The 22,161-nt window shown below is 65.0% G+C and carries 16 protein-coding genes; 5 read left to right on the plus strand and 11 right to left on the minus strand.

What is annotated here, in order from left to right; genetic code table 11:
* Positions 1–83: 83 nt before the first annotated feature.
* Entirely contained in the window at positions 84–1,880 is a 1,797-nt protein-coding gene (argS, locus tag XH92_RS25030; RefSeq protein WP_194454486.1) for an arginine--tRNA ligase, read from the minus strand.
* A 9-nt stretch (positions 1,881–1,889) separates the two neighbouring features.
* A complete protein-coding gene (locus tag XH92_RS25035; RefSeq protein WP_194454487.1) occupies positions 1,890–3,098 on the minus strand; it encodes a deoxyguanosinetriphosphate triphosphohydrolase in 1,209 nt (402 codons plus the stop codon).
* 137 nt (positions 3,099–3,235) lie between these two features.
* Between XH92_RS25035 and erpA the strand changes: the two genes are divergently transcribed.
* A complete protein-coding gene (gene erpA / locus XH92_RS25040; RefSeq protein ID WP_021081206.1) occupies positions 3,236–3,565 on the plus strand; it encodes an iron-sulfur cluster insertion protein ErpA in 330 nt (109 codons plus the stop codon).
* Positions 3,566–3,626: 61 nt separating this feature from the next.
* Here the strand turns inward: erpA and XH92_RS25045 are convergent, their stop codons facing one another.
* Positions 3,627–6,749 (minus strand): efflux RND transporter permease subunit, encoded by a 3,123-nt coding sequence (locus tag XH92_RS25045; protein ID WP_194454488.1) that lies wholly within the window; start codon positions 6,747–6,749, stop codon positions 3,627–3,629.
* A gap of 3 nt (positions 6,750–6,752) precedes the next feature.
* Complete coding sequence (locus XH92_RS25050) at positions 6,753–7,886, minus strand: efflux RND transporter periplasmic adaptor subunit (protein ID WP_194454489.1); 1,134 nt, start codon at positions 7,884–7,886, stop codon at positions 6,753–6,755.
* Positions 7,887–8,049: 163 nt separating this feature from the next.
* Here XH92_RS25050 and XH92_RS25055 point away from each other — a divergent pair, with 163 nt between their 5' ends.
* Positions 8,050–8,475 (plus strand): GNAT family N-acetyltransferase, encoded by a 426-nt coding sequence (locus XH92_RS25055; protein ID WP_194454490.1) that lies wholly within the window; start codon positions 8,050–8,052, stop codon positions 8,473–8,475.
* Between the two features lie 42 nt (positions 8,476–8,517).
* Positions 8,518–9,315, plus strand: a complete 798-nt coding sequence (gene xth, locus XH92_RS25060) for an exodeoxyribonuclease III (protein ID WP_194454491.1) — start codon at positions 8,518–8,520, stop codon at positions 9,313–9,315.
* Positions 9,316–9,352: 37 nt separating this feature from the next.
* Here the strand turns inward: xth and XH92_RS25065 are convergent, their stop codons facing one another.
* From XH92_RS25065 to XH92_RS25080, 3 genes are all read right to left on the minus strand, one after another.
* Positions 9,353–10,189 carry a tetratricopeptide repeat protein gene (locus tag XH92_RS25065; RefSeq protein ID WP_194454492.1) on the minus strand — a complete coding sequence of 279 codons (837 nt, stop codon included), beginning with the start codon at positions 10,187–10,189 and terminating at the stop codon, positions 9,353–9,355.
* Positions 10,176–11,900, minus strand: coding sequence for a dihydroxy-acid dehydratase (ilvD, locus tag XH92_RS25070; RefSeq protein WP_194461409.1), 1,725 nt, complete (start codon positions 11,898–11,900; stop codon positions 10,176–10,178). Before ilvD ends, XH92_RS25065 begins: the two co-directional genes overlap by 14 nt.
* Positions 11,901–13,029: 1,129 nt before the next feature.
* Positions 13,030–14,607 (minus strand): sensor domain-containing diguanylate cyclase, encoded by a 1,578-nt coding sequence (locus XH92_RS25080; RefSeq protein WP_246787605.1) that lies wholly within the window; start codon positions 14,605–14,607, stop codon positions 13,030–13,032.
* A 263-nt stretch (positions 14,608–14,870) separates the two neighbouring features.
* On the opposite strand from XH92_RS25080, the gene XH92_RS25085 reads away from it, so the two are divergent.
* The gene (locus XH92_RS25085) at positions 14,871–15,440 is read left to right on the plus strand and encodes an acyltransferase family protein (RefSeq protein WP_194454495.1); all 570 of its coding nucleotides are present in this window, start codon (positions 14,871–14,873) and stop codon (positions 15,438–15,440) included.
* Between the two features lie 85 nt (positions 15,441–15,525).
* On the opposite strand, the gene XH92_RS25090 is transcribed toward XH92_RS25085, so the two are convergent.
* The 4 genes from XH92_RS25090 to XH92_RS25105 form a co-directional block, all read right to left on the minus strand.
* Positions 15,526–16,437, minus strand: a complete 912-nt coding sequence (locus XH92_RS25090; protein WP_194454496.1) for a hydroxymethylglutaryl-CoA lyase — start codon at positions 16,435–16,437, stop codon at positions 15,526–15,528.
* Positions 16,434–18,443, minus strand: a complete 2,010-nt coding sequence (locus tag XH92_RS25095) for an acetyl/propionyl/methylcrotonyl-CoA carboxylase subunit alpha (RefSeq protein ID WP_194454497.1) — start codon at positions 18,441–18,443, stop codon at positions 16,434–16,436. Before XH92_RS25095 ends, XH92_RS25090 begins: the two co-directional genes overlap by 4 nt.
* Positions 18,444–18,457: 14 nt before the next feature.
* Complete coding sequence (locus XH92_RS25100; RefSeq protein ID WP_194454498.1) at positions 18,458–20,062, minus strand: carboxyl transferase domain-containing protein; 1,605 nt, start codon at positions 20,060–20,062, stop codon at positions 18,458–18,460.
* A gap of 80 nt (positions 20,063–20,142) precedes the next feature.
* On the minus strand, positions 20,143–21,315 hold the full coding sequence (locus tag XH92_RS25105) for an isovaleryl-CoA dehydrogenase (protein WP_194454499.1): 1,173 nt from the start codon (positions 21,313–21,315) through the stop codon (positions 20,143–20,145).
* Positions 21,316–21,507: 192 nt separating this feature from the next.
* On the opposite strand from XH92_RS25105, the gene XH92_RS25110 reads away from it, so the two are divergent.
* Positions 21,508–22,161 (plus strand): TetR/AcrR family transcriptional regulator, encoded by a 654-nt coding sequence (locus XH92_RS25110; protein WP_194454500.1) that lies wholly within the window; start codon positions 21,508–21,510, stop codon positions 22,159–22,161.

Raw genomic sequence — 22,161 nt, forward strand, 5'->3', positions numbered from 1 at the left:
TCGCCGGCACAGCCGGTCCGAACGAGTTGGCCCCTGCCAGATGCCCTCACAAATCCCCACTCGTGAGGGCCTAATGCCCCTGCCTACCGCATCTCGGTCGGAGCGTGGACGCCTAGAACAGCTAAGCCCGATGCCAGAACCGAGACGACGCCCTGAACCATTGCCAGTCGCGCCCTCGTGATCTCTGCATCATTATTGATAATGAAGCGTAAATAGGGCAAATCGCGCCCCTTGGTCCACAGCGCATGAAATTCACTGGCCAAATCATATAGATAAAAAGCGATTCGGTGCGGCTCGTGTGCCACCGCCGCAGCCTCGATCATCCGGGGATAAAGCGCAAGCCGCTTGAGCAGGTCGAGCTCGGCCGGGTCGGTCAATCGTTCCACCGCGGCGTTCCGCAGATAGGCCAGCCGCGCCTCGTCGGTCTCGGGCAGATCGGGAACCGCCTCCTCCCGCGCATTGCGGAAGATCGAATGGCCGCGGGCGTGGCCGTACTGGACGTAGAAGACGGCATTGTCCTTTGACTGCTCGATCACCTTGGCGAGGTCGAAATCGAGCACCGCGTCGTTCTTGCGGAACAGCATCATGAAGCGCACGGCATCCGAGCCGACCTCGTCGACCACTTCGCGCAGCGTGACGAATTCGCCTGACCGCTTCGACATCTTCACCGGCTCGCCGTCGCGCAGCAGCTTGACGAGCTGCACGATCTTGACGTCGAGTGTCGCCTTGCCGGCAGTCACCGCCTTCACCGCCGCCTGCATCCGCTTGATGTAGCCGCCGTGATCGGCGCCGAACACGTCGATCAGGTTAGTGAAGCCGCGCTCGAACTTGTTGCGATGGTTGGCGATGTCGGATGCGAAGTAGGTGTACGAGCCGTCCGACTTGATCAGCGGACGATCGACATCGTCGCCATAGGCGGTGGCGCGGAACAGCGACTGCTCACGGTCCTCGTAATCCTCGACCGGCTTGCCCTTCGGCGGTGGCAGGCGACCCTCGTAGATATCGCCCTTGGCACGCAGGAAATCGATGGTCTCGGCGACCTTGTTGTTGCCTGATGTGATCAGCGAGCGCTCGGAGAAGAACACGTCGTGATGGATGTTGAGCGCGGCGAGGTCGCCCTTGATCATCTCCATCATCATGGCGATCGCCTTGTCGCGCACGATCGGCAGCCACGCGGCTTCGCTCATGTCGAGCAGCTTCTCGCCATACTCCTTGGCGAGCGCCGCGCCGACCGGCACGAGGTAGTCGCCAGGATAGAGCCCTTCCGGGATCGCGCCGATATCCTGCCCCAACGCCTCGCGGTAGCGCAGGAATGCCGAGCGCGCGAGCACGTCGACCTGGGCGCCGGCGTCGTTGATGTAATATTCGCGGCAGACGTCGAAGCCCGCGAATTGCAGCAGGCTGCACAGCGCATCGCCGAACACGGCGCCGCGGCAGTGGCCGACATGCATCGGCCCGGTCGGGTTGGCCGAGACATACTCGACATTGACCTTCTCGGCCTTGCCGACGTCGCTGCGGCCAAAGGCGGAGCCCGCGGCCAGCACGGCGCGCAGCGCGTCGGCCCAGACCTGCGGCTTCAAGGTCAGGTTGATGAAGCCGGGTCCGGCGACATCGACGGAGGCCACCAGCGCATCGGCGCGCAGCCGCTCGGCGATCTTGTCGGCGAGCTCGCGCGGCTTGGCCTTGGCATCCTTGGCGAGCACCATCGCGGCGTTGGTCGCCATGTCGCCGTGGCTGGCATCGCGCGGCGGCTCGACCACGACGCGGGACAGATCGATGCTCGCGGGCCAGTTGTCCTCGGCGGCAATAGCGGCACAGATCGCGTGCACGCGCGCCAGCATGTCGGCAAAAAGGTGTGGTGAAGCAGTGGTGTCGGCCATGGCAGGGCGCTAACGCAAATCCGGGGTCGAGTCAAAAAGCCTTTGGTGCTCGATCAGGGCGAAACGGTCGGTCATCCCGGCAATGAAATTGCCGATCCGCCTGTTCCGCGCGCTCGCGGTCTCCTGCACGCTGCCCTCGATCCATTCCGCCGGCAGATCGCCGGGCGACTGCCGGTAGCGCTCATACAGGTTGCGGACCACCTGCTCCGCTTCCCGCATCACCAGCATCACCCGCGGGTGGCGATACATCCGCCGGAACAGGAATGCCTTGATCGCCGCCTCCTGCTCGGCCACCTCGGGGGGAAACGCAATCAGCGGCGCATTGTGGTGACGCACGTCCTGGGCCGATTGCGGCTGGGCGGCCGCGAGGCGCCGGGTCGCCTCCGCGAAGACTGCATTGATGAAATGTGAGATCAGCTCACGCACCAGCTCGGCACCGCGCCGGACCTCGTCGAGCCCGGGGTAATGGCGGTCGATCTCGGCGATGATCTCTGAGGTCAACGGCATCTCCTTGAGGTCGTCGACCGCAAACAGACCGGCGCGCAGGCCGTCGTCGATATCATGCGCGTCATAGGCGATGTCGTCGGCGAAGGCCGCGATCTGTGCCTCGAGCGAGGCATAGCTCCAGAGCTCGAGATCGTAGGTCTGGTTATAGTCGGCGATCCCGATCGGAATGCCGCTGTCGAGATAGCGGCCGCTAGGTGCGCCGTTGCGCTCCGTCAGCGGGCCGTTGTGCTTGACGATCCCCTCGAGTGATTCCCAGGTCAGGTTGAGCCCGCCGAATTCAGGGTAGCGATGCTCCAGCGAGGTGACGACCCGCAGCGCCTGCGCGTTGTGGTCGAAGCCGCCGTCGTCCTTGAGGCAGTCGTCGAGCGCCCGCTCCCCGGCATGGCCGAACGGCGGATGGCCGAGATCGTGCGCCAGCGCCAGCGTCTCGGTCAGGTCCTCGTCGACCCCGAGCTGCCGCGCCAGCGCGCGGGCGATCTGGGCGACCTCCAGCGAATGGGTCAGCCTGGTGCGGTAGTGATCGCCCTCGTGGAAGACGAAGACCTGGGTCTTGTGCTTTAGACGGCGGAACGCGGTGGAATGGATCACCCGGTCGCAGTCGCGCCGGAACGGGCTGCGGGTCCGGCTCGGCGGCTCGGCGACCAGCCGGCCGCGGCTGCGGTCGGGGTCGCAGGCATAAGGCGCGCGGGGGGCAGCCATTCCGACCGACACGGTATTTTAGTCCTTATCCATTTGATTCCATGGTCCGACGCACTTAACTATGACTGAGGCGGCCGACCAAATGAATTGGGCATGACGCCGGGCATGATCCGATCCGACCATGCTCAAATAGGGTTTCGGAGACCGATATGACTGCTGCCATCACCGTCAGCGAACGGGCCGCCCGCCGGATCGGGCAGATCCTCAGCAAGGAAGGCGACGGCGCCAAGCTGCGCATTTCCGTCGAAGGTGGCGGCTGCTCCGGCTTCCAGTACAAATTCGACGTCGAGCGCACCCAGGCCGATGACGACCTCGTGATCGAGCGCGACAGCGCCGTGGTGCTGATCGATCCCGCCTCGGTCCCGTTCCTCGCGGGCTCGGAAGTCGACTTCGTCGACGACCTGATCGGCGCCTCGTTCCGCGTCGTCAATCCGAACGCCACCGCCTCCTGCGGCTGCGGCACCAGCTTCTCGATCTAACGCTTCCGCATCCCGAGTGGTTTCTTCGCGAGCCGTTTTGCGGCTCGCGCGGTACGGCTGACTATTCCGCCGCGAGCACCTGCGGGCGCTCGCCTTCCGCCTCCGCCTGCGGATCGAGCTTGCGGCGCAGCCGACGGTCGATGCGGTCGAGATAGATGTAGATCACCGGCGTGATGAACAGCGTCAGCAATTGCGACACGCAGAGGCCGCCGACCACGGCGACACCCAGCGGCTGACGCAGTTCGGCGCCGGCACCCGCGCCGAGCGCGATCGGCAGCGTGCCGAAGATCGCCGCGAACGTCGTCATCATGATCGGGCGGAAGCGCAGCAGCGCCGCCTCGCGGATCGCGTGCTCGGCGCTGAGGCCGACGCGGCGGCGCTCCAGCGCGAAGTCGACCATCATGATCGCGTTCTTCTTGACGATGCCGACCAGCATCACGATGCCGATCATCGCAATCACCGACAGCTCCATCCCGAACAGCATCAAGGTCAGGATTGCGCCGATGCCGGCCGACGGCAGGCCGGAGATGATCGTGATCGGGTGGATGAAGCTCTCGTAGAGAATGCCGAGAATCACGAAGGCCGCGAACACGGCGGCGAGGATCAGCACGCCCTGCCCGCGCAACGAATCCTGGAACACCTGCGCGGTGCCGGAGAAGCCGGTCGCAATCGTCGGCGGCAAATTCGCGGTCTGCTCGAGCTCGGTGATCTTGTCGACCGCGTAGCCGAGGGAGATGCCGGGTGCGAGATTGAACGAGATCGTTACCGCCGGCTGCTGGCCCTGATGGTTGATCTGCAGCGGCCCGACCGTCGGCACCAGCCGCGCCACCGCATCCAGCGGAATGGTCTGGCCGTTCGCGGTCTTCATGTAAAGCTTCGAGAGATCGGACGGATCGACGCGGAACTGCGGCTGTACCTCCAGGATGATCTGGTAGTCGTTCGACGGCATGTAGATGGTGCCGACCTGCCGCGAACCGTAGGCGTTGTAGAGCTGGTTGCGGACCTGATCGACAGTGACGCCGTAGACCGCGGCCTTCTCGCGATCGATGTCGACCGTCATCTGCGGGTTCTTGATGTAGAGGTCGGTGGTGACGTCGAGCAGGCCCGGGATTTTCTCGATCTTGTCCCGCATCTCCGGCGCCAGACGGTACAGCGCCTCGGTGTCGCCGCTCTGCATCACATACTGATACTGGCTCTTGGAGATGCGCCCGCCGATGTTGAGGTTCTGGACGCTCTGGAAGAACGCCTGCATGCCCGGGATCTCGCGCGCCTTCTGGCGCAGTCGCCCGATCACGACGGTGGCGTTGTCGCGGGTCTTCTGCGGCTTCAGCGCGATGAACAGCCGGCCGTAATTGGTGGTCGGGTTGGGGCCGCCGGAGCCGACCGTCGAGTTGATGTAGTCGACCGCCGGATCAGTCCGCATCACCTCGACCAGCGCCTGCTGGCGCACCTTCATCGCCTCGAACGAGGTATCGGTCGCCGCCTCCGTCACACCGATCAGGAAGCCGGTGTCCTCCTGCGGGAAGAAGCCCTTCGGCACGATCATGTAGAGATAGACGGTGCCGCCGAGGGTAGCGAGCGTCACCACCAGCATCAGGGCCTTCTTGGCCAGCACCCAGTCTAGCGCCCATTCATAGGCGCGCAGCCAGGCTTCGAACATCGCCTCGAACGCCCGCAGCACGATGTTCGGCCGCTTGGTCGCATCATGCGCGCGCAGCACGCGGGCGCACAGCATCGGCGTCAAAGTCAGCGACACGAAGCCGGAGACGATGATGGCGACCGAGATCGTGACGGCGAATTCGCGGAACACGCGGCCGACGATGCCGCCCATCAAGAGCACCGGGATGAAGACCGCGATCAGCGAGAACGTGATCGAGATGATGGTGAAGCCGATCTCGCGGGCGCCCTTCAGCGCCGCCTCGAACGGCTTCACGCCGTGCTCGATATGGCGGACGATGTTCTCAAGCATGACGATGGCGTCGTCGACCACGAAGCCGACCGAGAGCGTCAGCGCCAGCAGCGTCATGTTGTTGATCGAGTAATCCAGCGCGTACATCGCCGCGCAGGTACCGAACAGCGAGATCGGCACCGCCAGCGCCGGGATGAAGGTCGCCGACGCCGAGCGCAGGAACAGGAAGATCACGAGGATCACGAGCGCGATCGCGATCAGCAGGGTCTCCTCGACGTCGCTGACCGCCTGCCGGATCGAGACCGAGCGGTCCATCATGACCTGCATGGTCACGGACGGCGGGATCGCGGCCCGCAGCGACGGCAATTTCGCCAGCACGGCATCGACGACGGCCACGGTGTTGGCGTCGGGCTGTTTCTGGATCGCGAGCACGATCGCCCGCTCGTCGTTCATCCAGGTCGCGATCTTGTCGTTCTCGACGCTGTCATAGACCTTGGCGATCTCGTCGAGGCGAACCGGCGAGCCGTTGCGCCAGGCGACGTAGATCTGGCGGTAGTCGGCCGCCTTGTCCATCTGGCCGGAGGCCTGCAGCGCGACGTCCTGCTTGGGGCCGTTCAGCGTGCCGACCGGGGTCGAGGAATTGGCGCGCGACACGGCGGCGCGGATGTCTTCCATCGAGACGCTGCGGGCGGCCGCGGCCTCCGGATCGGCCTGGACGCGGATCGCGAATTTCTGCGCGCCGTAGATCAGGACCTGGGCGACGCCCGGCAGCTGCGACAGCGCCTGCCCGATCGTGATGTCGCCATATTCATTGACCGCCGACAGCGGCAGCGTCGCCGACCCCAGCGAGACGAACAGCACCGGGAAATCGGCCGGGTTCACCTTCCGGAAGCTCGGCGGGATCGTCATCTCGATCGGCAGCCGGCGCTGCGCGATCGTCAATGCCGTCTGCACGTCGAGCGCGGCGGCATCGATGTTGCGGTTGAGATCGAACTGGATGGTGATGACGCTCGTGCCCTGCGAGGAATTCGAGTTCATCGAGGAGATGCCGGCTATGGTCGAGAGCTGACGCTCGATGATGCCGGCGACCGAAGCGGCCATCGTGTCGGCGCTGGCGCCCGGCAGCGTGGCGGTCACCGCGATGGTCGGGAAATCGACCTTGGGCAGCGCCGAGACCGGCAGCAGGCGGAAGCCGAACACGCCGAATGCGATGATCGACGCCGTGATCAGCGTCGTCATGACCGGGCGGCGGATGCAGAGCTCGGAGAGCGTCATCGGTCAGGCTCCGGCCTTGCGCGCCCGCAGCTCGACCCGCGATCCCTCCGACAGCAGCAGCTGGCCGTCGACGACGATGCTTTCATCGCCCGCCAATCCGTCCGAGATCACCGATGAGCCCTGGAAGGTGCGATCGACCTTCACCGGCCGGACCTTGGCGACGCCGTCCTGGACGACGAAAACGAAATTGCCGTTCTGGCTGCGCTGCACCGCGACCGTCGGCACCACGACCGCGTCCTCGCTGCGGATGATCAGCTTGGTCTGCACGATGGTGCCGGGCCACAGCGTTTCGCTCGCATTGTTCATGATGCCGCGCACGGTGACCATGCCGGTGGTCGCGTCGACGGCGTTCTCGACCATCGCGACCTTGCCGCTCTCGGAGCGCTGATGGCCGGGAATGGTCGCGATGACCTGGGAATCGCCCTTCCCCATGGCGTCGCGCAGATCGACCAGCGCACGCTGCGGGATTGCGAAGGTGACGTAGACCGGCGCCATCTGGTTGATGACGGCCAGCGGCTGGGTGTCGGCGGGGCGGACGAAGTTTCCGACCTTGACGTTGGCGGCGCTGATCCGCCCCGCGAACGGCGCGCGGATCACGGTGAAGCTCTTCTGGACGCGGAGGTTTTCCAGCGCGAACTGGTCGGCCTTGATGGTGCCGATCAGGACGTCGGACTGGGTCTTGGCGTTGTCGAGATTGACCTGGGTGGTCGCGCCCTTGCCGACCAGCTCGGTGTAGCGGCGGAGGTCGCGCTGCGCGCCCTCGAGCTGGGCCTGGTCGCGGGCCAGCACGCCCTCGGCCTGCTCGATCTGCGCGTCGATCTGCCGCGCGTCGAGCATGAACAGCAGGTCGCCTTCATTGACCTTGGCGCCGTCCTCGAAGTGCACCGAGACGATGGTGGTCTCGAGCCGCGACTTCAGTGCCACACTGGAGATCGGCGTGACCTGTCCGATCGCGTCGACATCGACCGGCACCGATCTGCGTTCGGCCTTGGCGAGATCCACGGAGACCACGCGCGGCCGCGGAGTCCCTTGCGCGGTGACGGCACCGCCACCCATCCATGAAGAGCGCGTCATGTAAGCCGCCCCGGCCGCAATGCCGAGAACAGCGACAGTCAGAACCAAATTGCGTTTTTTCATAAGTCTTGCACGTGCGCCGCCCGCTCCCCCTTGAGGCCGGGACGCTTCGCAACTCCCCCATCGGCAATTGTTACGCCTTGTTTCCGGAGAGGGTTAGCACAGGCGGACCGCCCATGGTATGCCACCTAAGTAAAATCCTGCGGCTCCCCCGAATCGCGACCTTATGTCCAGCTCCGTTCTTGTCTGCACCTGGGAAGAGGCCCGCCAACGCTCCCGTGCCATCCGCTACAGCGTCTTCGTCGAGGAGCAGCGCGTGCCGGTAGAACTGGAATGGGACGACATGGACGCGTCTAGCTGGCATGCGCTGGCTTTTGCCGAGGACGGCATGCCGGTGGCGACAGGCCGCCTGCTGCCCGATGGCCATATCGGCCGCATGGCCGTGCTCAAACCGGCGCGCGGCACCGGTATCGGCGCCCGCGTACTGGACGCACTGATGGCCAAGGCAGCCGAACTCGGCTATCCGGAACTGATCCTCAACGCGCAGACGCACGCGGAACCGTTCTACGCGCGCGTCGGCTTCGAGCGCGCCGGCGCGGAGTTCGAGGAAGCCGGCATCCCACACATCGAGATGCGGAAGCGCTTGGTCTAAGCGGGGCGCTCGGTCGCGTGTCCCATCAATGAAGGAAGTCCGATGGCAGTTCGCATCGCTACGTGGAACGTCAATTCGGTCCGGCAACGGATCGAGCTGCTGGTCAGCTGGCTGAAGGAGTGTTCCCCCGACATCGTCTGCCTGCAGGAGATCAAATGCGTCGACGACGCGTTCCCGCGGCTCGAGGTCGAGGCGCTCGGATATAATGTCGTCACCCACGGCCAGAAGACCTTCAACGGCGTCGCGCTGCTGTCCAAGCTGCCGTTCGATGAGACCAAGTCGGGCCTCGCCGGCGACGACGAGGACGCCCACGCTCGCTTCCTCGAAGGCGTCGTCACGCTGAAGCAGGGCGTGGTCCGGGTCGCGTGCCTTTATCTGCCCAACGGCAACCCCGCCAATACCGACAAATACCCCTACAAGCTCAAATGGATGTCGCGGCTTCTTGAGTACGCGCAGCAACGGCTTAAGGCCGAGGAGCCGCTGATCCTCGCGGGCGATTTCAACGTCATTCCGGCCGCTCGCGACGTCTACAATCCGGCGGCCTGGGCCGGTGATGCCCTGTTCCGCCCCGAGACCCGCGAGGCCTTCCAGTCGCTGCTCGGCCTCGGCCTGACCGACGCGCTGCGGGCGGTCAATGACGAGCCCGGCCAGTACACCTTCTGGGACTACCAGGCCGGCGCCTGGCAGAAGAACTGGGGCCTGCGGATCGACCATCTCTTGATGTCGCCGCAGGCGAGCGACCGGCTGATCGATGTCGGGATCGACAGCTATGTCCGTGCCTGGGAGAAGCCGTCCGACCATGTCCCGGTCTGGGCCGATCTCGACTTCGAGACCGCCTGAGCCCACCGGTCGCCCGGGATCTCAGTCCCGGCGGCCTCTAATCGCGACGACCCTGCACCCAGTGCTCGAGCATCTGCAGCGCCATCGCACGGTCGTCCTCGGACGCCTTGGCGATCGCCCGGTTGTAGCTTTCCTTGATCCAGGCCTCGTCGGGCGTGGCGCTGTCGCGTGCCAGGGTCAGCCACATCAGGCCGCGCGCCCGCTGCGGCGGCAGCCGATCGCCGTTGAACAGCATCTGGCCGAGCAGCGCCTGCGCCTGATGCTGGCCCTTCTGGGCGGCGAGCCCGAGCCAGCGCGCGCCATAGCGGAAATCGTCCCGCGAGGCGTCCGGCGTCTTCAGGTACAGCCGGGCGAGGTCGTACTGGGCGTCGGCATTGCCGAAATAGGACGCGGCGTAGGAGAACATCTCCCGCGCCCGCTCGGTGTCCGCCTTCACCTTGGAATTGGGAATGCCGCTCAGATAGTAGCGGCCGAGCGCCACGAAGGCGTTGGCCACGATCGAGGCCTGCGGCGCCGACGGCGAATCCTCGGCATGCGCATTGGCGATCCGGCTGAAATACTCGAAGGCGCGCATGTCGTCCTGGATGACGCCGTCGCCCTCGGCGTACATCTTGCCGAGCTTCCACTGCGCCACCGGGTGGCCGCCCTCGGCCTGGTACTGCAATGTGCTGAAGGAGGAGGTCGGCGCGGTCGCCGTCGGAGCAACCGTCGTGGCACCGCGCTTCAGCGCGGCGGCCGTCCCCGGCTGCGGGGAAACCACCGGAAGAACCGTATCCTGGGGGCTGACCGGGGCGCCGTCGAATCCGAATCCAGGGCCTGCCACCGGAATGGCCCCTAACGCAAACGCAAAAATCGTACGCTTAAACGTCCGCATAACACTGTTTCTCGTGCGCGCCACCCGGATGGGTGACTGCGCCATCCACCGCCGGCCCCACTTGCTCGGCGTACTTCCACAGCGCACCAGATGTGTGGTTAGTCGCCCGAGGGACCCATTTGGTCTTACGATTTGCGAGCTCGGCGTCGCTCAATTTTACGTCAAGTGTGCCGGCGACCGCATCGATCTCGATGATGTCGCCGTCCTGCAATAACCCGATCGGCCCGCCGACGGCCGCCTCGGGTCCAATATGTCCGATGCAGAAGCCACGGGTGGCGCCGGAGAACCGGCCATCGGTGATCAGGGCAATCTTGCCGCCCATTCCCTGCCCGGTCAGCGCCGCCGTGGTTGCCAGCATCTCCCGCATCCCGGGACCGCCCTTCGGCCCCTCGTAGCGGATCACAATCACTTCGCCTTCCTTGTAGGTGCGCTTCTGCACCGCCTCGAAGGCGTCTTCCTCGCGGTCGAAGCACCGGGCCGGACCGGTGAACTTCAGGTTGGACATTCCCGCGACCTTCACGATCGCACCCTCCGGAGCGAGATTACCCTTCAGCCCGACAACGCCACCTGTCACGGTGATCGGATTGTCGGCGCGCCGCACCACGTCCTGGTGCGGATTCCATTTCACGCTTTTGAGGTTTTCGGCGATCGTTCGGCCAGTGACGGTGAGGCAATTCCCGTGCAGGTGGCCATTGTCGAGCAGCGTCTTCATCAGCAGCGGAATGCCACCTACTTCAAACATGTCTTTGGCAACATAACGGCCGCCCGGCTTCAAATCCGCGACGTAAGGAGTCTTTTTGAAGATTTCGGCAACGTCGAACAGATTGAACTTGATGCCGCACTCATGGGCGATCGCCGGCAGGTGCAGTGCAGCATTGGTCGAACCACCTGAGGCTGCAACCACGGCCGCAGCATTTTCAAGGGCTTCCCGGGTGACGATGTCGCGGGGCCGGATGTTTTTCTCGATCAGCTCCATCACCTTCTCGCCGGCGGCGGCACAGAAGGAGTCGCGGATCTCGTAGGGCGCCGGGGCGCCGGCCGAGTACGGCAGCGCCAGCCCGATCGCCTCGGAGACGGTCGCCATGGTGTTGGCGGTGAACTGGGCGCCGCAGGCGCCGGCCGAGGGGCACGCCACCCGCTCGATCTCGTCGAGGTCCTCGTCCGACATGGCGCCGACCGAGTGCTTGCCGACCGCCTCGAACATGTCCTGCACGGTCACCGGCTGCCCGCGGAAGTTGCCGGGCAGGATCGAGCCGCCATAGATGAAGATCGACGGCACGTTGAGGCGGACCATCGCCATCATCATGCCCGGCAGCGACTTGTCGCAGCCGGCGAGCCCGACCAGCGCATCATACGAGTGGCCGCGAACCGTCAGCTCGACCGAATCGGCGATGCATTCGCGCGACGGCAGCGACGAGCGCATGCCGTCATGGCCCATCGCGATGCCGTCGGTGACGGTGATGGTGCAGAACTCGCGCGGCGTGCCGCCGGCAGATGCCACGCCCTTCTTCACCGCCTGTGCCTGGCGCATCAGCGAGATGTTGCAGGGAGCGGCTTCATTCCAACATGAAGCAACGCCGACAAACGGTTGATGAATCTGGGTTGTCGTCAGCCCCATCGCATAGAGATAGGAACGATGCGGTGCGCGCTGGGGCCCCTCCGTCACATGACGGCTGGGCAGCCTGCCCTTGATGTTCGTCTTGCCGTCCACCTTGGCGTCCATCGCGACCCTGTTCCCGGCGCTCTTTCCTCCATCAACGCCGGAACCCGAAAAAATGTCCCGTCGTCGGAGCGCTGGCTATTCAGCTAGGTGAATATCCTTTCATGTCAGGGTGTGGCCAAAAAGCGGCGCGACTACGGACCGGCTGTGTTTAGGGTTAAATGCACAGTAACTGTTGCGAAGACGCAACAATCGTGGCTCCCGGGCAACCATGTATTATCGGTCCTTATGGGAACCTGACAGGTACCTGACCAAGTAGCCGTAAGATTGCTGTCTCGTGATGGAACGCGCCCGAGTTGTGGATCGATTGCCGCCCTCTCTTCGATCCGGAGGCGCAGAGAAAGCCCGGCGCCGATCGCACGCGCACGCCCCCTCCCTCCGTCGTCCCGGCGAAGGCCGGGACCCACCGACGCTGCTTGTCGCGCAACGCTAGAACGCCGAGTCCCACCTGCAACATCCGCTGCGGCGTATGCGTCCCGGCCTTCGCCGGGACGACAGTGAATTTGCGCCAACCGTGAGTCGTACTTCCGCACCCATGCGCCGTCGGACCACTCAGTAGCAGGGCCGCTGGTGTCTCCCCCTTCTCAATCCGCGGCGCGCCTTGGCGCGAACCCGGAATCCACACCCTCAGCCCGTCTAGCCCTGTGGGCGATCAGCGCGAGACGGTTATCGACCCCGGCTTCCGTCCGTCGCATCTTGAGCGCGATGAGCCGGTGGTTCATCCCGGATTCATGCAACGCGACCAGCAATCGTTCTTCGGTCTCGGTCCAGCCCTTGAATCGGTTCGCACGCATGCGCCACGCTCCCTATCCTGGCAATCATTGCTGATTCCCGGAATTTGCGCGTGTCCTAATTTGAGCCCGCGTGTAACCGGGGTCTTACGGCCTTGCGGTTGATGGCGCGGTCGAGTACCTGCGTACCCGCAACGTGGAGAAACAGTTACCGCCCGGCGGCCGCAAGGCCGCCGGGCGTTGTTCGTTCAGTGCCCTGAGCCCCGTTGCGAGCGTCCTAATCAGGACAACACCGACAAGCGGCATAGTGGATTCCGCGTTCTCGCTGCGCGAGCCCTCCGCTGCGCAATTGCGCTCGGGGGAATGAGGAAAGCAGCTCGAAGACAGTTCTACTCGGCCGCCAACTTCGGCGGCGCCGGCGTCGTCCAGCACGCAACGCGATTCCGGCCGCGCTCCTTGGCCTGGTAGAGCGCGGCATCGGCGGCCTTCATCAGCGCATCGATCCCGGGCATGCTGGTGAGGGCCTCGGCAACGCCGATGCTCACGGTGAGCGGCACCGGACGGTCATCAGTCCGCAACGCCAATCCCTCCGCCCTCTTGCGAATGCGCTCGGCGACGGTCCGGGCGCGCGACAACGTCGTCTCCGGCAGCAGAACCGCGAACTCCTCGCCTCCGACACGGCCGACGACATCGGACTTGCGCTTGCCGCGAACGCAAATCTCGGCGACGGCCTTGATGGCCTCGTCACCGACCGCATGACCGAATCGATCATTGATGCTCTTGAAGTGATCGATATCGACCATCAGGACGGATACCGAGCGATAGTAGCGCTGGAACCGGCTCCACTCTGCATCCAGCGTCGTCAAGAAGTGCCTGCGGTTGAACAGTCCAGTGAGCGGATCGGTGGTCGCGAGCACCTCGAGCTGTCGCGCGTTACCGACGAGATCGGTCACGTCGACAAAGGTCAGCATGCGGCCGCCGTTGGCCATCGTCGAGCAATGGATCCTGATATTGCGGCCATCCGGCGTCTGGACGTCGCGCTTGTGATCGCCTGCCTTGATCTCCGCAATCCGCTTCGCCGGAAAGGTCTTGATCTGCTCCGGAGTAGCGCCGGTCGGAACTGCCCGGCGATTGCGCGTGATGAGTGTGACGTATGCCGGATGCCGGGCAACCTCCTCCTCGCTCACCTCCCAGAATTCCCGCATTCGCCGATTGAGGAAGATCGCGTTGAGATCGCGATCGAGCAGGACGACACCGTCCTCCACGTTTTCCAGCGCACCGGTCAGCACCTTCAATTTGTCCGATGCGCGCACGATGTCGGTCACGGGCGTATAGCTCACCATCCGGCCGCCGTCGGGCAGCGGTGTGCACTGACATCGCACCACGTCGCCATTGCTGCGCCTGAGATCGATCGGATTTGCGTCGCCGACGCTGACCAGACGGACGCGCTCGGCGACGTAGGCTTGAAGCTGCTCAGCCGGCAGCTCATAGGCCATGGTCTTGCAGCCGTGATGCATCAGATCGGTGAAGGTGGGATTGCGGTCGGCAACCGCGTCCGGGAGCTGCCACATGTTCCGGAACGCGCGGTTGATGAACAGGGCTTTCAGCTCCGCGTCCAGCAGCAGGATGCCGACCGGAATCTGATCGAGCGCCGCGCGCAGCGCCAGCATGTGCCCGCGCAGAATATCGCCGCTGCGTCGCTCCGGAACGGCCGACGGTGCAGGCCTGGCAGACACGGCGCCGGCAGGCGCGGGAGCCGGATCGCTCGCCTGCTGCCCCTCAAACACCAGGCCGAGCTGACGGTCCGATTGCCACAGCCGTTTGCAAGGTCTCACCTGGTTGGTACCGACGATCAACAGTTGGACCTGGTCGGGAATGCCAACGACGCTTGCGAGTTCCACGGTCGCGCCCGTATCGGTGAGCTGCCGGACCGTGCAATCGAAGGCCGACCGACCGAAATTGAACACGATCTTTCCGGCCAAAAACGTTCGGCCGCGGGAAGCTGACACCTGTCCGGACATGGCGGGACCACCTGGAGCAAATTGCGAGCCCCCTCACCTCAGCACTTTTGAGTCACCAAGCCATGAACGCTTTCGAGGGGTTTTGAGCCGGAACCCAACGCTGTGTGCGCTGCAAAACGGGTTCCATTCGATGGTCCGCAACGCCACAGTCTCCCCCTTGCAATTCGAGGCGTGCGAAGCACCGGCCCGGAATCCATCGGACCGTTGGTGTGATCGTCATCGAGGGAGCATTGGTGAAGCCGCTCTCTGACTCCACGCCAGCTCAGACGGTATTCACGTTCTTCGCGGATCCGATCATCCTGCTGTTTTTAGTCGGAATGGCTATCGGTGTGTTGAAACGAAACCTGGGAGACCGTTTCGTTGTCCCCTGTCCGCTCCTTGTCGCGGCGGCGCTACTTGCGACACAGATCCTTGCGGCGATCGTTTTTCGAATCCCGCCACGTCTGCCCTTCCCGGAAATCATCTCGATCTGGATAGCTGGCGCTTTGGCTGTTGTGGCGTGCGCGTTCGCCAGGCCCCTATCGCCCGGCCGGTTTGAAACCGTTGCCGAGGCGCTGGGCGACGCATCGTACAGCACGCATCTGTTCCACATTTTCCTCGTCGTGGCGCTGAAAATGGTGTTCCCGATCACGCCGGTCACTGCGGTGTTCTTCGTGCTGCTGGCGCTGCTGATCTCGAACCTGGTCGGCCTCATGCTCTACCGGACCGTCGAGCGGCCGATTTCCGCCCTGCTCCCGATCAAATGGACCGCGGTGGCTGCACGGGCGACGATGCGATAGGGTTGCGGCCAAGCGCTTTCGATCCGTATCGCGCCCGCTCATCGAGCTACGGCGACAGGTCGTCCGACCGATCGTACAATACTGCTCAGGCTTTCAGCCGCTTCCGCTTCGCGTTCAGCGCCGAGGCGACGCGGCTCACCGGCGGGCGGCCGAGCAATCCGGCCATCTCGTTGGTCGTGGCCAGCAGCTTGTCCATATCGATACCAGTTTTCACGCCCATGCCTTCGAGCATGTAGACGACATCCTCGGTCGCGACGTTGCCTGTGGCGCCGGGCGCATAGGGGCAGCCGCCAAGGCCGCCCGCGGCGGCATCGATGACGCGCACGCCCTCCTCCATGCCGGCATAGAGATTGGCGAGCGCCTGGCCATAGGTGTCGTGGAAGTGCATCGCGAGATTGCCGACCGGAAGCTCGGCGCCGACCGCGCGCAGCATCTCCTTCGCTTTGACCGGCGTGCCGACGCCGATGGTGTCGCCAAGCGAGATCTCGTAGCAGCCGAGATCCCACAGCGTCACGGCGAGGTCGGCGACCGCCTTCGGCTTGATCTCGCCATCGAACGGACAACCGAGCACGCAGGAGATATAGCCGCGCACCTTGACGCCATCGACCTTGGCACGCGCCAGCACCGGCCTGAAGCGCTCGATCGATTCCGCAATCGAACAGTTGATGTTGGCGCGCGAAAACCCTTCGGAGGCCGCCGCGAACACCGAGACCACCTGCGCGCCGGCCGCGCGCGCGGCGTCATAGCCCTTCTCGTTCGGCACCAGCACGTGGAATTCGGCGCCCTTGATGTGGCTAACGCCGCGCAGCACCTGGTCGGAGCTCGCCATCTGCGGGATCGCCTTCGGCGACACGAAGGCGCCGACCTCGACGGTGCCAAGCCCTGCCGCCACCAGCGCCTCGACGAAGGCGATGCGCGCCTCGACGCTGACCGGCGTCTTCTCGTTCTGCAGGCCGTCGCGCGGCCCCATCTCGACGATGTGGATTTGATCGCTCATGACGCCGCCTGGGGCTCGACTTCGGCAAGCTCGACGCCCTCGTCGACGATGTCGCCGACCTTGCATTTGAGCTTCTTCAGCACCCCGGCATAGGGCGCGCGCAGGGTCTGCTCCATCTTCATCACTTCGAGCGTGAGGATCGGGGCGCCCTTCTCCAGGGTCGCGCCCTCCTCGGCCAGCAGCGCAACCACGGTGCCCGGCAAGGGTGCCACGATCTTGTCCTCGCCGACCTGCTCCTCGCTCTCGCCGCCGAACGGGTCGACCCAGTGCAGGTCGAAGCGGCCGTTGCGGGTGCGCAGGTACAACTCGTGGCCCTCGATAACAGATGCGACGCGCGACTTGAGGCCGTCGAGCGTCAGGTCGAAGCCATCCTCGCCGGGTGACGAGATGGCAAAGGCAAGCTCGCGCCCGCCGACGCAGAGCGTCGAGGGTCCATTGCCATAGTGCAGCGTGATGGCGTGGGCGGGCTCGTGGCCCTGCCGGAGCGAGAACACCCGCTGACGGCGGCCGACCGGCATCCAGCCGAACGCCTGCCAGGGCGAGTTCGCCTCGTTCCGCGCTGCCTTCTGCTCGGCGTTGACGATCGCAGCCACCGCCGCGCACAGCTCGAACTCGCCGGCCACGCCCGTGCCTGATGTCAGGTTCTTCAGCTCGCGCTCGATGAAGCCGGTATCGATCGCGTTGGACCTGGTGTTGGGATGTGTCACCAGCGCAGACAGGAACGGGATGTTGGTGACGATGCCGCGGACATCGGTCTCCTGCAGGCCGCGGTTGAGCTTCTCGATCGCGCCCTCGCGCGTCGGCGCCCAGGCGATCACCTTGGCGAGCATCGCGTCGTAATACGGTGAGACGTTGTCGCCGCTGCGATAGCCGGCATCGATGCGCAGGCCGTCGCCCTCCGGCGGCGTCCGCCAGGTCTTGATGCGGCCGACCGAGGGCATGAAGTTCTTTTGCGGGTTCTCCGCGTAGACACGCGCCTCGATGGCGTGGCCGTTGAGCTTGATCTCGTCCTGCTTCAGCGGCAGCGCCTCGCCGAACGCGACGCGCAGCTGCCATTCGACGAGATCGACGCCGGTGATCAGCTCGGTGACGGGATGCTCGACCTGCAGGCGGGTGTTCATCTCGATGAAGAACACGTCCTTGCCGTCGGAGACGAACTCGATCGTGCCGGCGCCGACATAGTTGACCGCACCGGCCGCTTTTCGCGCGGCTTCGCAGACGGTGTCGCGCTGCGCGGCATTCAGCGTCGGCGACGGCGCCTCCTCGATCACCTTCTGGTGGCGGCGTTGCAGCGTGCATTCGCGCTCCCACAGCGAGAGCAGATTGCCGTGGCTGTCGCCGATGATCTGCACCTCGATATGGCGCGGGTTCTGCACGTACTTCTCGATCAGCATGCGGTCGTCGCCGAACGCCGCCTTGGCCTCGCGCTTGGCGCTGGTGATCGCGGCCGAGAGCTCGCCCGCCGAACTGACCACGCGCATGCCGCGGCCGCCGCCGCCGGCTGACGCTTTCACCAGGACCGGGAAGCCGATCCGGTTGGCGGCCTCCGCCAGGATCGCCTCGTCCTGCCCCTCGCCGTGATAGCCGGGCACCAGCGGCACGCCGGCCTTCTCCATCAGTGCCTTCGAGCCGGATTTCGAGCCCATCGCCGTCATCATCTCGGCGGTCGGGCCGACGAACACCAGACCGGCATCGAGGCAAGCCTGCGCGAACTCGGCATTTTCAGACAGGAAGCCGTAGCCGGGATGCACGGCCTCGGCGCCGGTCTGCCTTGCGGCCGCGATCACGCGCTCGATGTTGAGGTAGCTGTCGCGCGCCCGCGCAGGCCCGAGCAGCACCGCCTCGTCGGCGAGCGCGACATGCATCGCATCGCGGTCGGCCTCGGAATAGACCGCGACGGTGCGCAGCCCCATGGCGCGCGCCGAGCGGATCACGCGGCAGGCGATCTCGCCGCGGTTGGCGATCAGCAGCGTGCGGAAACGCCGATAGAGTTTTGAACGGTCCATGATCAGATCCTGGGTCACATCCTGAACAGGCCAAACTTGGTGGGCTCGATCAGCGCATTGGCCGCGGCCGACAGGCCGAGCCCGAGCACCAGGCGGGTGTCGGCCGGATCGATCACGCCATCATCCCAGAGCCGCGCGGTGGCGTAATAGGGATTGCCCTGCTTCTCGTATTGCGCGCGGATCGGCTCGCGGAATTTGTCTTCCTCTTCCGCCGACCAGCTCTCGCCCTTGGCCTCGATGCCGTCGCGCCGCACCTGGCTCAGCACCATCGAGGCCTGCTCGCCGCCCATCACGGAGATGCGGGCGTTCGGCCATAGCCAGAGGAAGCGCGGGCTGTAGGCGCGGCCGCACATGCCGTAATTGCCGGCGCCGTAGGAGCCGCCGATCACGACGGTGAATTTCGGCACGCCGGCGGTCGCAACCGCCGTCACTAGCTTGGCGCCGTCGCGCGCTATGCCGCCTGCCTCGTACTTCTTGCCGACCATGAAGCCGGTGATGTTCTGCAGGAACACCAGGGGAATGCCGCGCTGGCAGCACAGCTCGATGAAATGCGCGCCCTTCAGCGAGCTCTCGCTGAACAGGATGCCGTTGTTGGCGATGATGCCGACCGGATAGCCCCAGATATGGGCAAAGCCGCAGATCAGCGTGGTGCCGTAGAGCTTCTTGAATTCGTCGAACTCGGAACCGTCGACGATCCGCGCAATGATGTCGTGCACGTCGAACGGCTTGCGGCCGTCGGCGGAGACCACGCCGTAGATCTCCTCGGCCGGAAACAGCGGCTCCTGCGGGGTGCGCATGTTGAGCTGTGCCTTCGCCGGCTGCTTCAGCGTGCCGACGATGCGCCGCGCGATCCCGATCGCATGGGCGTCGTTCTGCGCGTAGTGATCGGTGACGCCCGACTGCCGCGAATGGACGTCGGCGCCGCCGAGCTCTTCGGCGGTGACGACCTCGCCGGTCGCAGCCTTCACCAGCGGCGGGCCGCCGAGGAAGATGGTGCCCTGGTTGCGCACGATGATGCTCTCGTCGGACATCGCAGGCACATAGGCGCCGCCCGCGGTGCAGGAGCCCATCACGATGGCGATCTGCGGGATGCCCTGCGACGACATTTGCGCCTGGTTGTAGAAGATGCGGCCGAAATGCCGTTCGTCGGGAAAGATCTCATCCTGCAGCGGCAGGAAGGCGCCGCCGGAATCCACCATGTAGACGCAGGGCAGATTGTTCTGCCGGGCGATGTCCTGGGCGCGCAGATGCTTCTTCACCGTCATCGGGTAATAGGTGCCGCCCTTGATGGTGGCGTCGTTGGCGACGATGATGCATTCGCGCCCCGAGATCCGTCCGACACCAGTGATGACGCTCGCGGAATGCACGTCGCCGCCGTAGAGCCCGTTGGCGGCGAGCGGCGACAATTCCAGGAACGCGGTGCCGGGGTCGACCAGGAGATCGACGCGATCGCGCGCCAGCATCTTGCCGCGCGAGGTGTGCCGCTTGCGCGAGGTCTCGCCGCCGCCGCCGGCAACCTGCTTGAGCTTGTCGCGGAGCTCTGCGACCAGGCTGCGCATCACATCGGCGTTGCGGGCGAATTCGGAGGATGTGGGATCGATCGTCGAATGAAGCGGCATCGGTGTTGCACGTTTCGTTGGAGGAGCCGACAGGATTTGGGAAGGCGGGCCGTCGCGCGAGAGGCGCGACGGTGCGCAGGTCAGGCCGTCTTGGCGAACAGCTCGCGGCCGATCAGCATGCGGCGAATCTCGCTGGTGCCGGCGCCGATCTCGTAGAGTTTCGCATCGCGCAGCAGCCGGCCGGTCGGATAGTCGTTGATGTAGCCATTGCCGCCGAGCAGCTGGATCGCATCCAGCGCGCATTGTGTGGCCTTCTCGGCGGCATAGAGGATGGCGCCGGCGGCGTCCTCGCGCGTGGTCTCGCCGCGGTCGCAGGCCTTCGCCACCGCGTACACATAGGCGCGCGAGGCGTTCATCGTGGTGTACATGTCGGCGATCTTGCCCTGCACCAGCTGGAACGAGCCGATCGGCTCGCCGAACTGCTTGCGCTCGTGGACGTAGGGCAGCACCACGTCCATGCAGGCCTGCATGATGCCGATCGGTCCCGCCGCCAGCACCGCGCGCTCATAGTCGAGGCCGCTCATCAGCACGTTGACGCCGCGGCCGACCTCGGAGAGCACGTTCTCCTCCGGCACCTCGCAGTCTTCGAACACCAGCTCGCAGGTGTCAGAGCCGCGCATGCCAAGCTTGTCGAGCTTCTGCGCGGTGGAGAATCCCTTCATGCCCTTTTCGATGATGAAGGCGGTGATGCCCCGCGGTCCGCCGTTCGCATCGGTCTTGGCATAGACGACCAGCGTCTCGGCGTGAGGACCGTTGGTGATCCACATCTTGCTGCCGTTGAGCACGAAGCGGTCGCCCTTCTTCTCGGCGCGGGTCTTCATCGAGACCACATCGGAGCCGGCCGACGGCTCCGACATCGCCAGCGATCCGACATGCTCGCCGGAGATCAGCTTGGGCAGATATTTGCGCTTCTGCGCCTCGTTGCCGTTGCGGCGGATCTGGTTGACGCAGAGGTTGGAATGCGCGCCGTAGGCCAGCCCGACCGAGGCCGAAGCGCGCGAAATCTCCTCGACCGCGATGCAATGCTCGAGATAGCCGAGACCCGACCCGCCATACTCCTCCTCGACCGTGATGCCGTGCAGGCCGAGTGCGCCGATCTTGGGCCAGAGATCACGCGGAAACGTGTTGGAGCGATCGATCTCGGCGGCGCGCGGCGCAATCTCGTTGGTCGAGAAATCATGCACCGTCTCGCGGATAGCATCCGCGGTCTCGCCAAGGTCGAAATTGAAGATTGCTGCCCGGTTCGAGGCCATGATCCCTCCCGTGAGATTCATCTTGCAATTAAACGATCATACGTTTTTTTCTTGGCTTCGCAAGCGACTGTGCTATGGTTTGCGCGCGAAATCCGCAGTTCATTGAATTCACTGGGATTTCATGCGATAAACATACGGTCGTTCGCTTGTTTCCTGCGCTCCCTGGCAAGCCAACACCCTCCGAGGCCCGCGATGGCACGCACGATCGGCTCACATGGCCCCACCACGCTGGAGGCGATCCGCAAGGCCGGCGTGCGCCTGATCTTCGAGCATGGCTACGAGGCGATGAGCCTGCGCCAGCTCGCCGCCGAAGTCGGCATCCAGGCGGGCTCGCTCTACAACCATATCTCAACCAAGCAGGACCTGCTGTTCGATCTGGTGCAGGAGCATATCAACGATTTGCTGCGCGAGCTCGACCTTGCGCTGGAGGGCCAGGCCGATCCGGTCGAAAGGCTGCGCGCCTTCGTGGCCTTCCACGTCACTTACCACATGACCCGCAAGCGCGAGGTCTTCATCGCCAATTCCGAGCTGCGCAGCCTCGATGCCAAGAACTACGACGCCGTGGTGGCACTGCGCGGCGCCTATGAGCAGCGTCTGGCGCAGATTCTCACCCAGGGAGTCTCGGACGGCGTGTTCGAGGTCGTCGATATCCAGGTCGCGACCTTCGCCATCATCTCGCTGCTGACCGGTCTTTGCACCTGGTACCGCCCCGGCGGCCGCCTGACCCGCGACGCCATCATCTCGGCGCATGAGAAGCTGGTGCTGTCGGGTGTCGCGCCACAGGCCGCGCGCAGTCAGGTCCAGAGCGGCGGCAAGAGCCCACGCACTGCGGTAGCGGGCTCGTGA

Source organism: Bradyrhizobium sp. CCBAU 53421 (assembly GCF_015291625.1).
Classification (GTDB): domain Bacteria; phylum Pseudomonadota; class Alphaproteobacteria; order Rhizobiales; family Xanthobacteraceae; genus Bradyrhizobium.

Coding starts and splice junctions, on each gene's coding strand:
- erpA (WP_021081206.1), top strand. CDS start 3,236: ATGACTGCTGCCATCACCGTCAGCGAACGGGCCGCCCGCCGGATCGGG.
- argS (WP_194454486.1), bottom strand. CDS start 1,880: ATGGCCGACACCACTGCTTCACCACACCTTTTTGCCGACATGCTGGCG.
- XH92_RS25105 (WP_194454499.1), bottom strand. CDS start 21,315: ATGGCCTCGAACCGGGCAGCAATCTTCAATTTCGACCTTGGCGAGACC.
- XH92_RS25045 (WP_194454488.1), bottom strand. CDS start 6,749: ATGACGCTCTCCGAGCTCTGCATCCGCCGCCCGGTCATGACGACGCTG.
- XH92_RS25095 (WP_194454497.1), bottom strand. CDS start 18,443: ATGGACCGTTCAAAACTCTATCGGCGTTTCCGCACGCTGCTGATCGCC.
- XH92_RS25050 (WP_194454489.1), bottom strand. CDS start 7,886: ATGAAAAAACGCAATTTGGTTCTGACTGTCGCTGTTCTCGGCATTGCG.
- XH92_RS25055 (WP_194454490.1), top strand. CDS start 8,050: ATGTCCAGCTCCGTTCTTGTCTGCACCTGGGAAGAGGCCCGCCAACGC.
- XH92_RS25100 (WP_194454498.1), bottom strand. CDS start 20,062: ATGCCGCTTCATTCGACGATCGATCCCACATCCTCCGAATTCGCCCGC.
- XH92_RS25065 (WP_194454492.1), bottom strand. CDS start 10,189: ATGCGGACGTTTAAGCGTACGATTTTTGCGTTTGCGTTAGGGGCCATT.
- XH92_RS25110 (WP_194454500.1), top strand. CDS start 21,508: ATGGCACGCACGATCGGCTCACATGGCCCCACCACGCTGGAGGCGATC.
- XH92_RS25090 (WP_194454496.1), bottom strand. CDS start 16,437: ATGAGCGATCAAATCCACATCGTCGAGATGGGGCCGCGCGACGGCCTG.
- xth (WP_194454491.1), top strand. CDS start 8,518: ATGGCAGTTCGCATCGCTACGTGGAACGTCAATTCGGTCCGGCAACGG.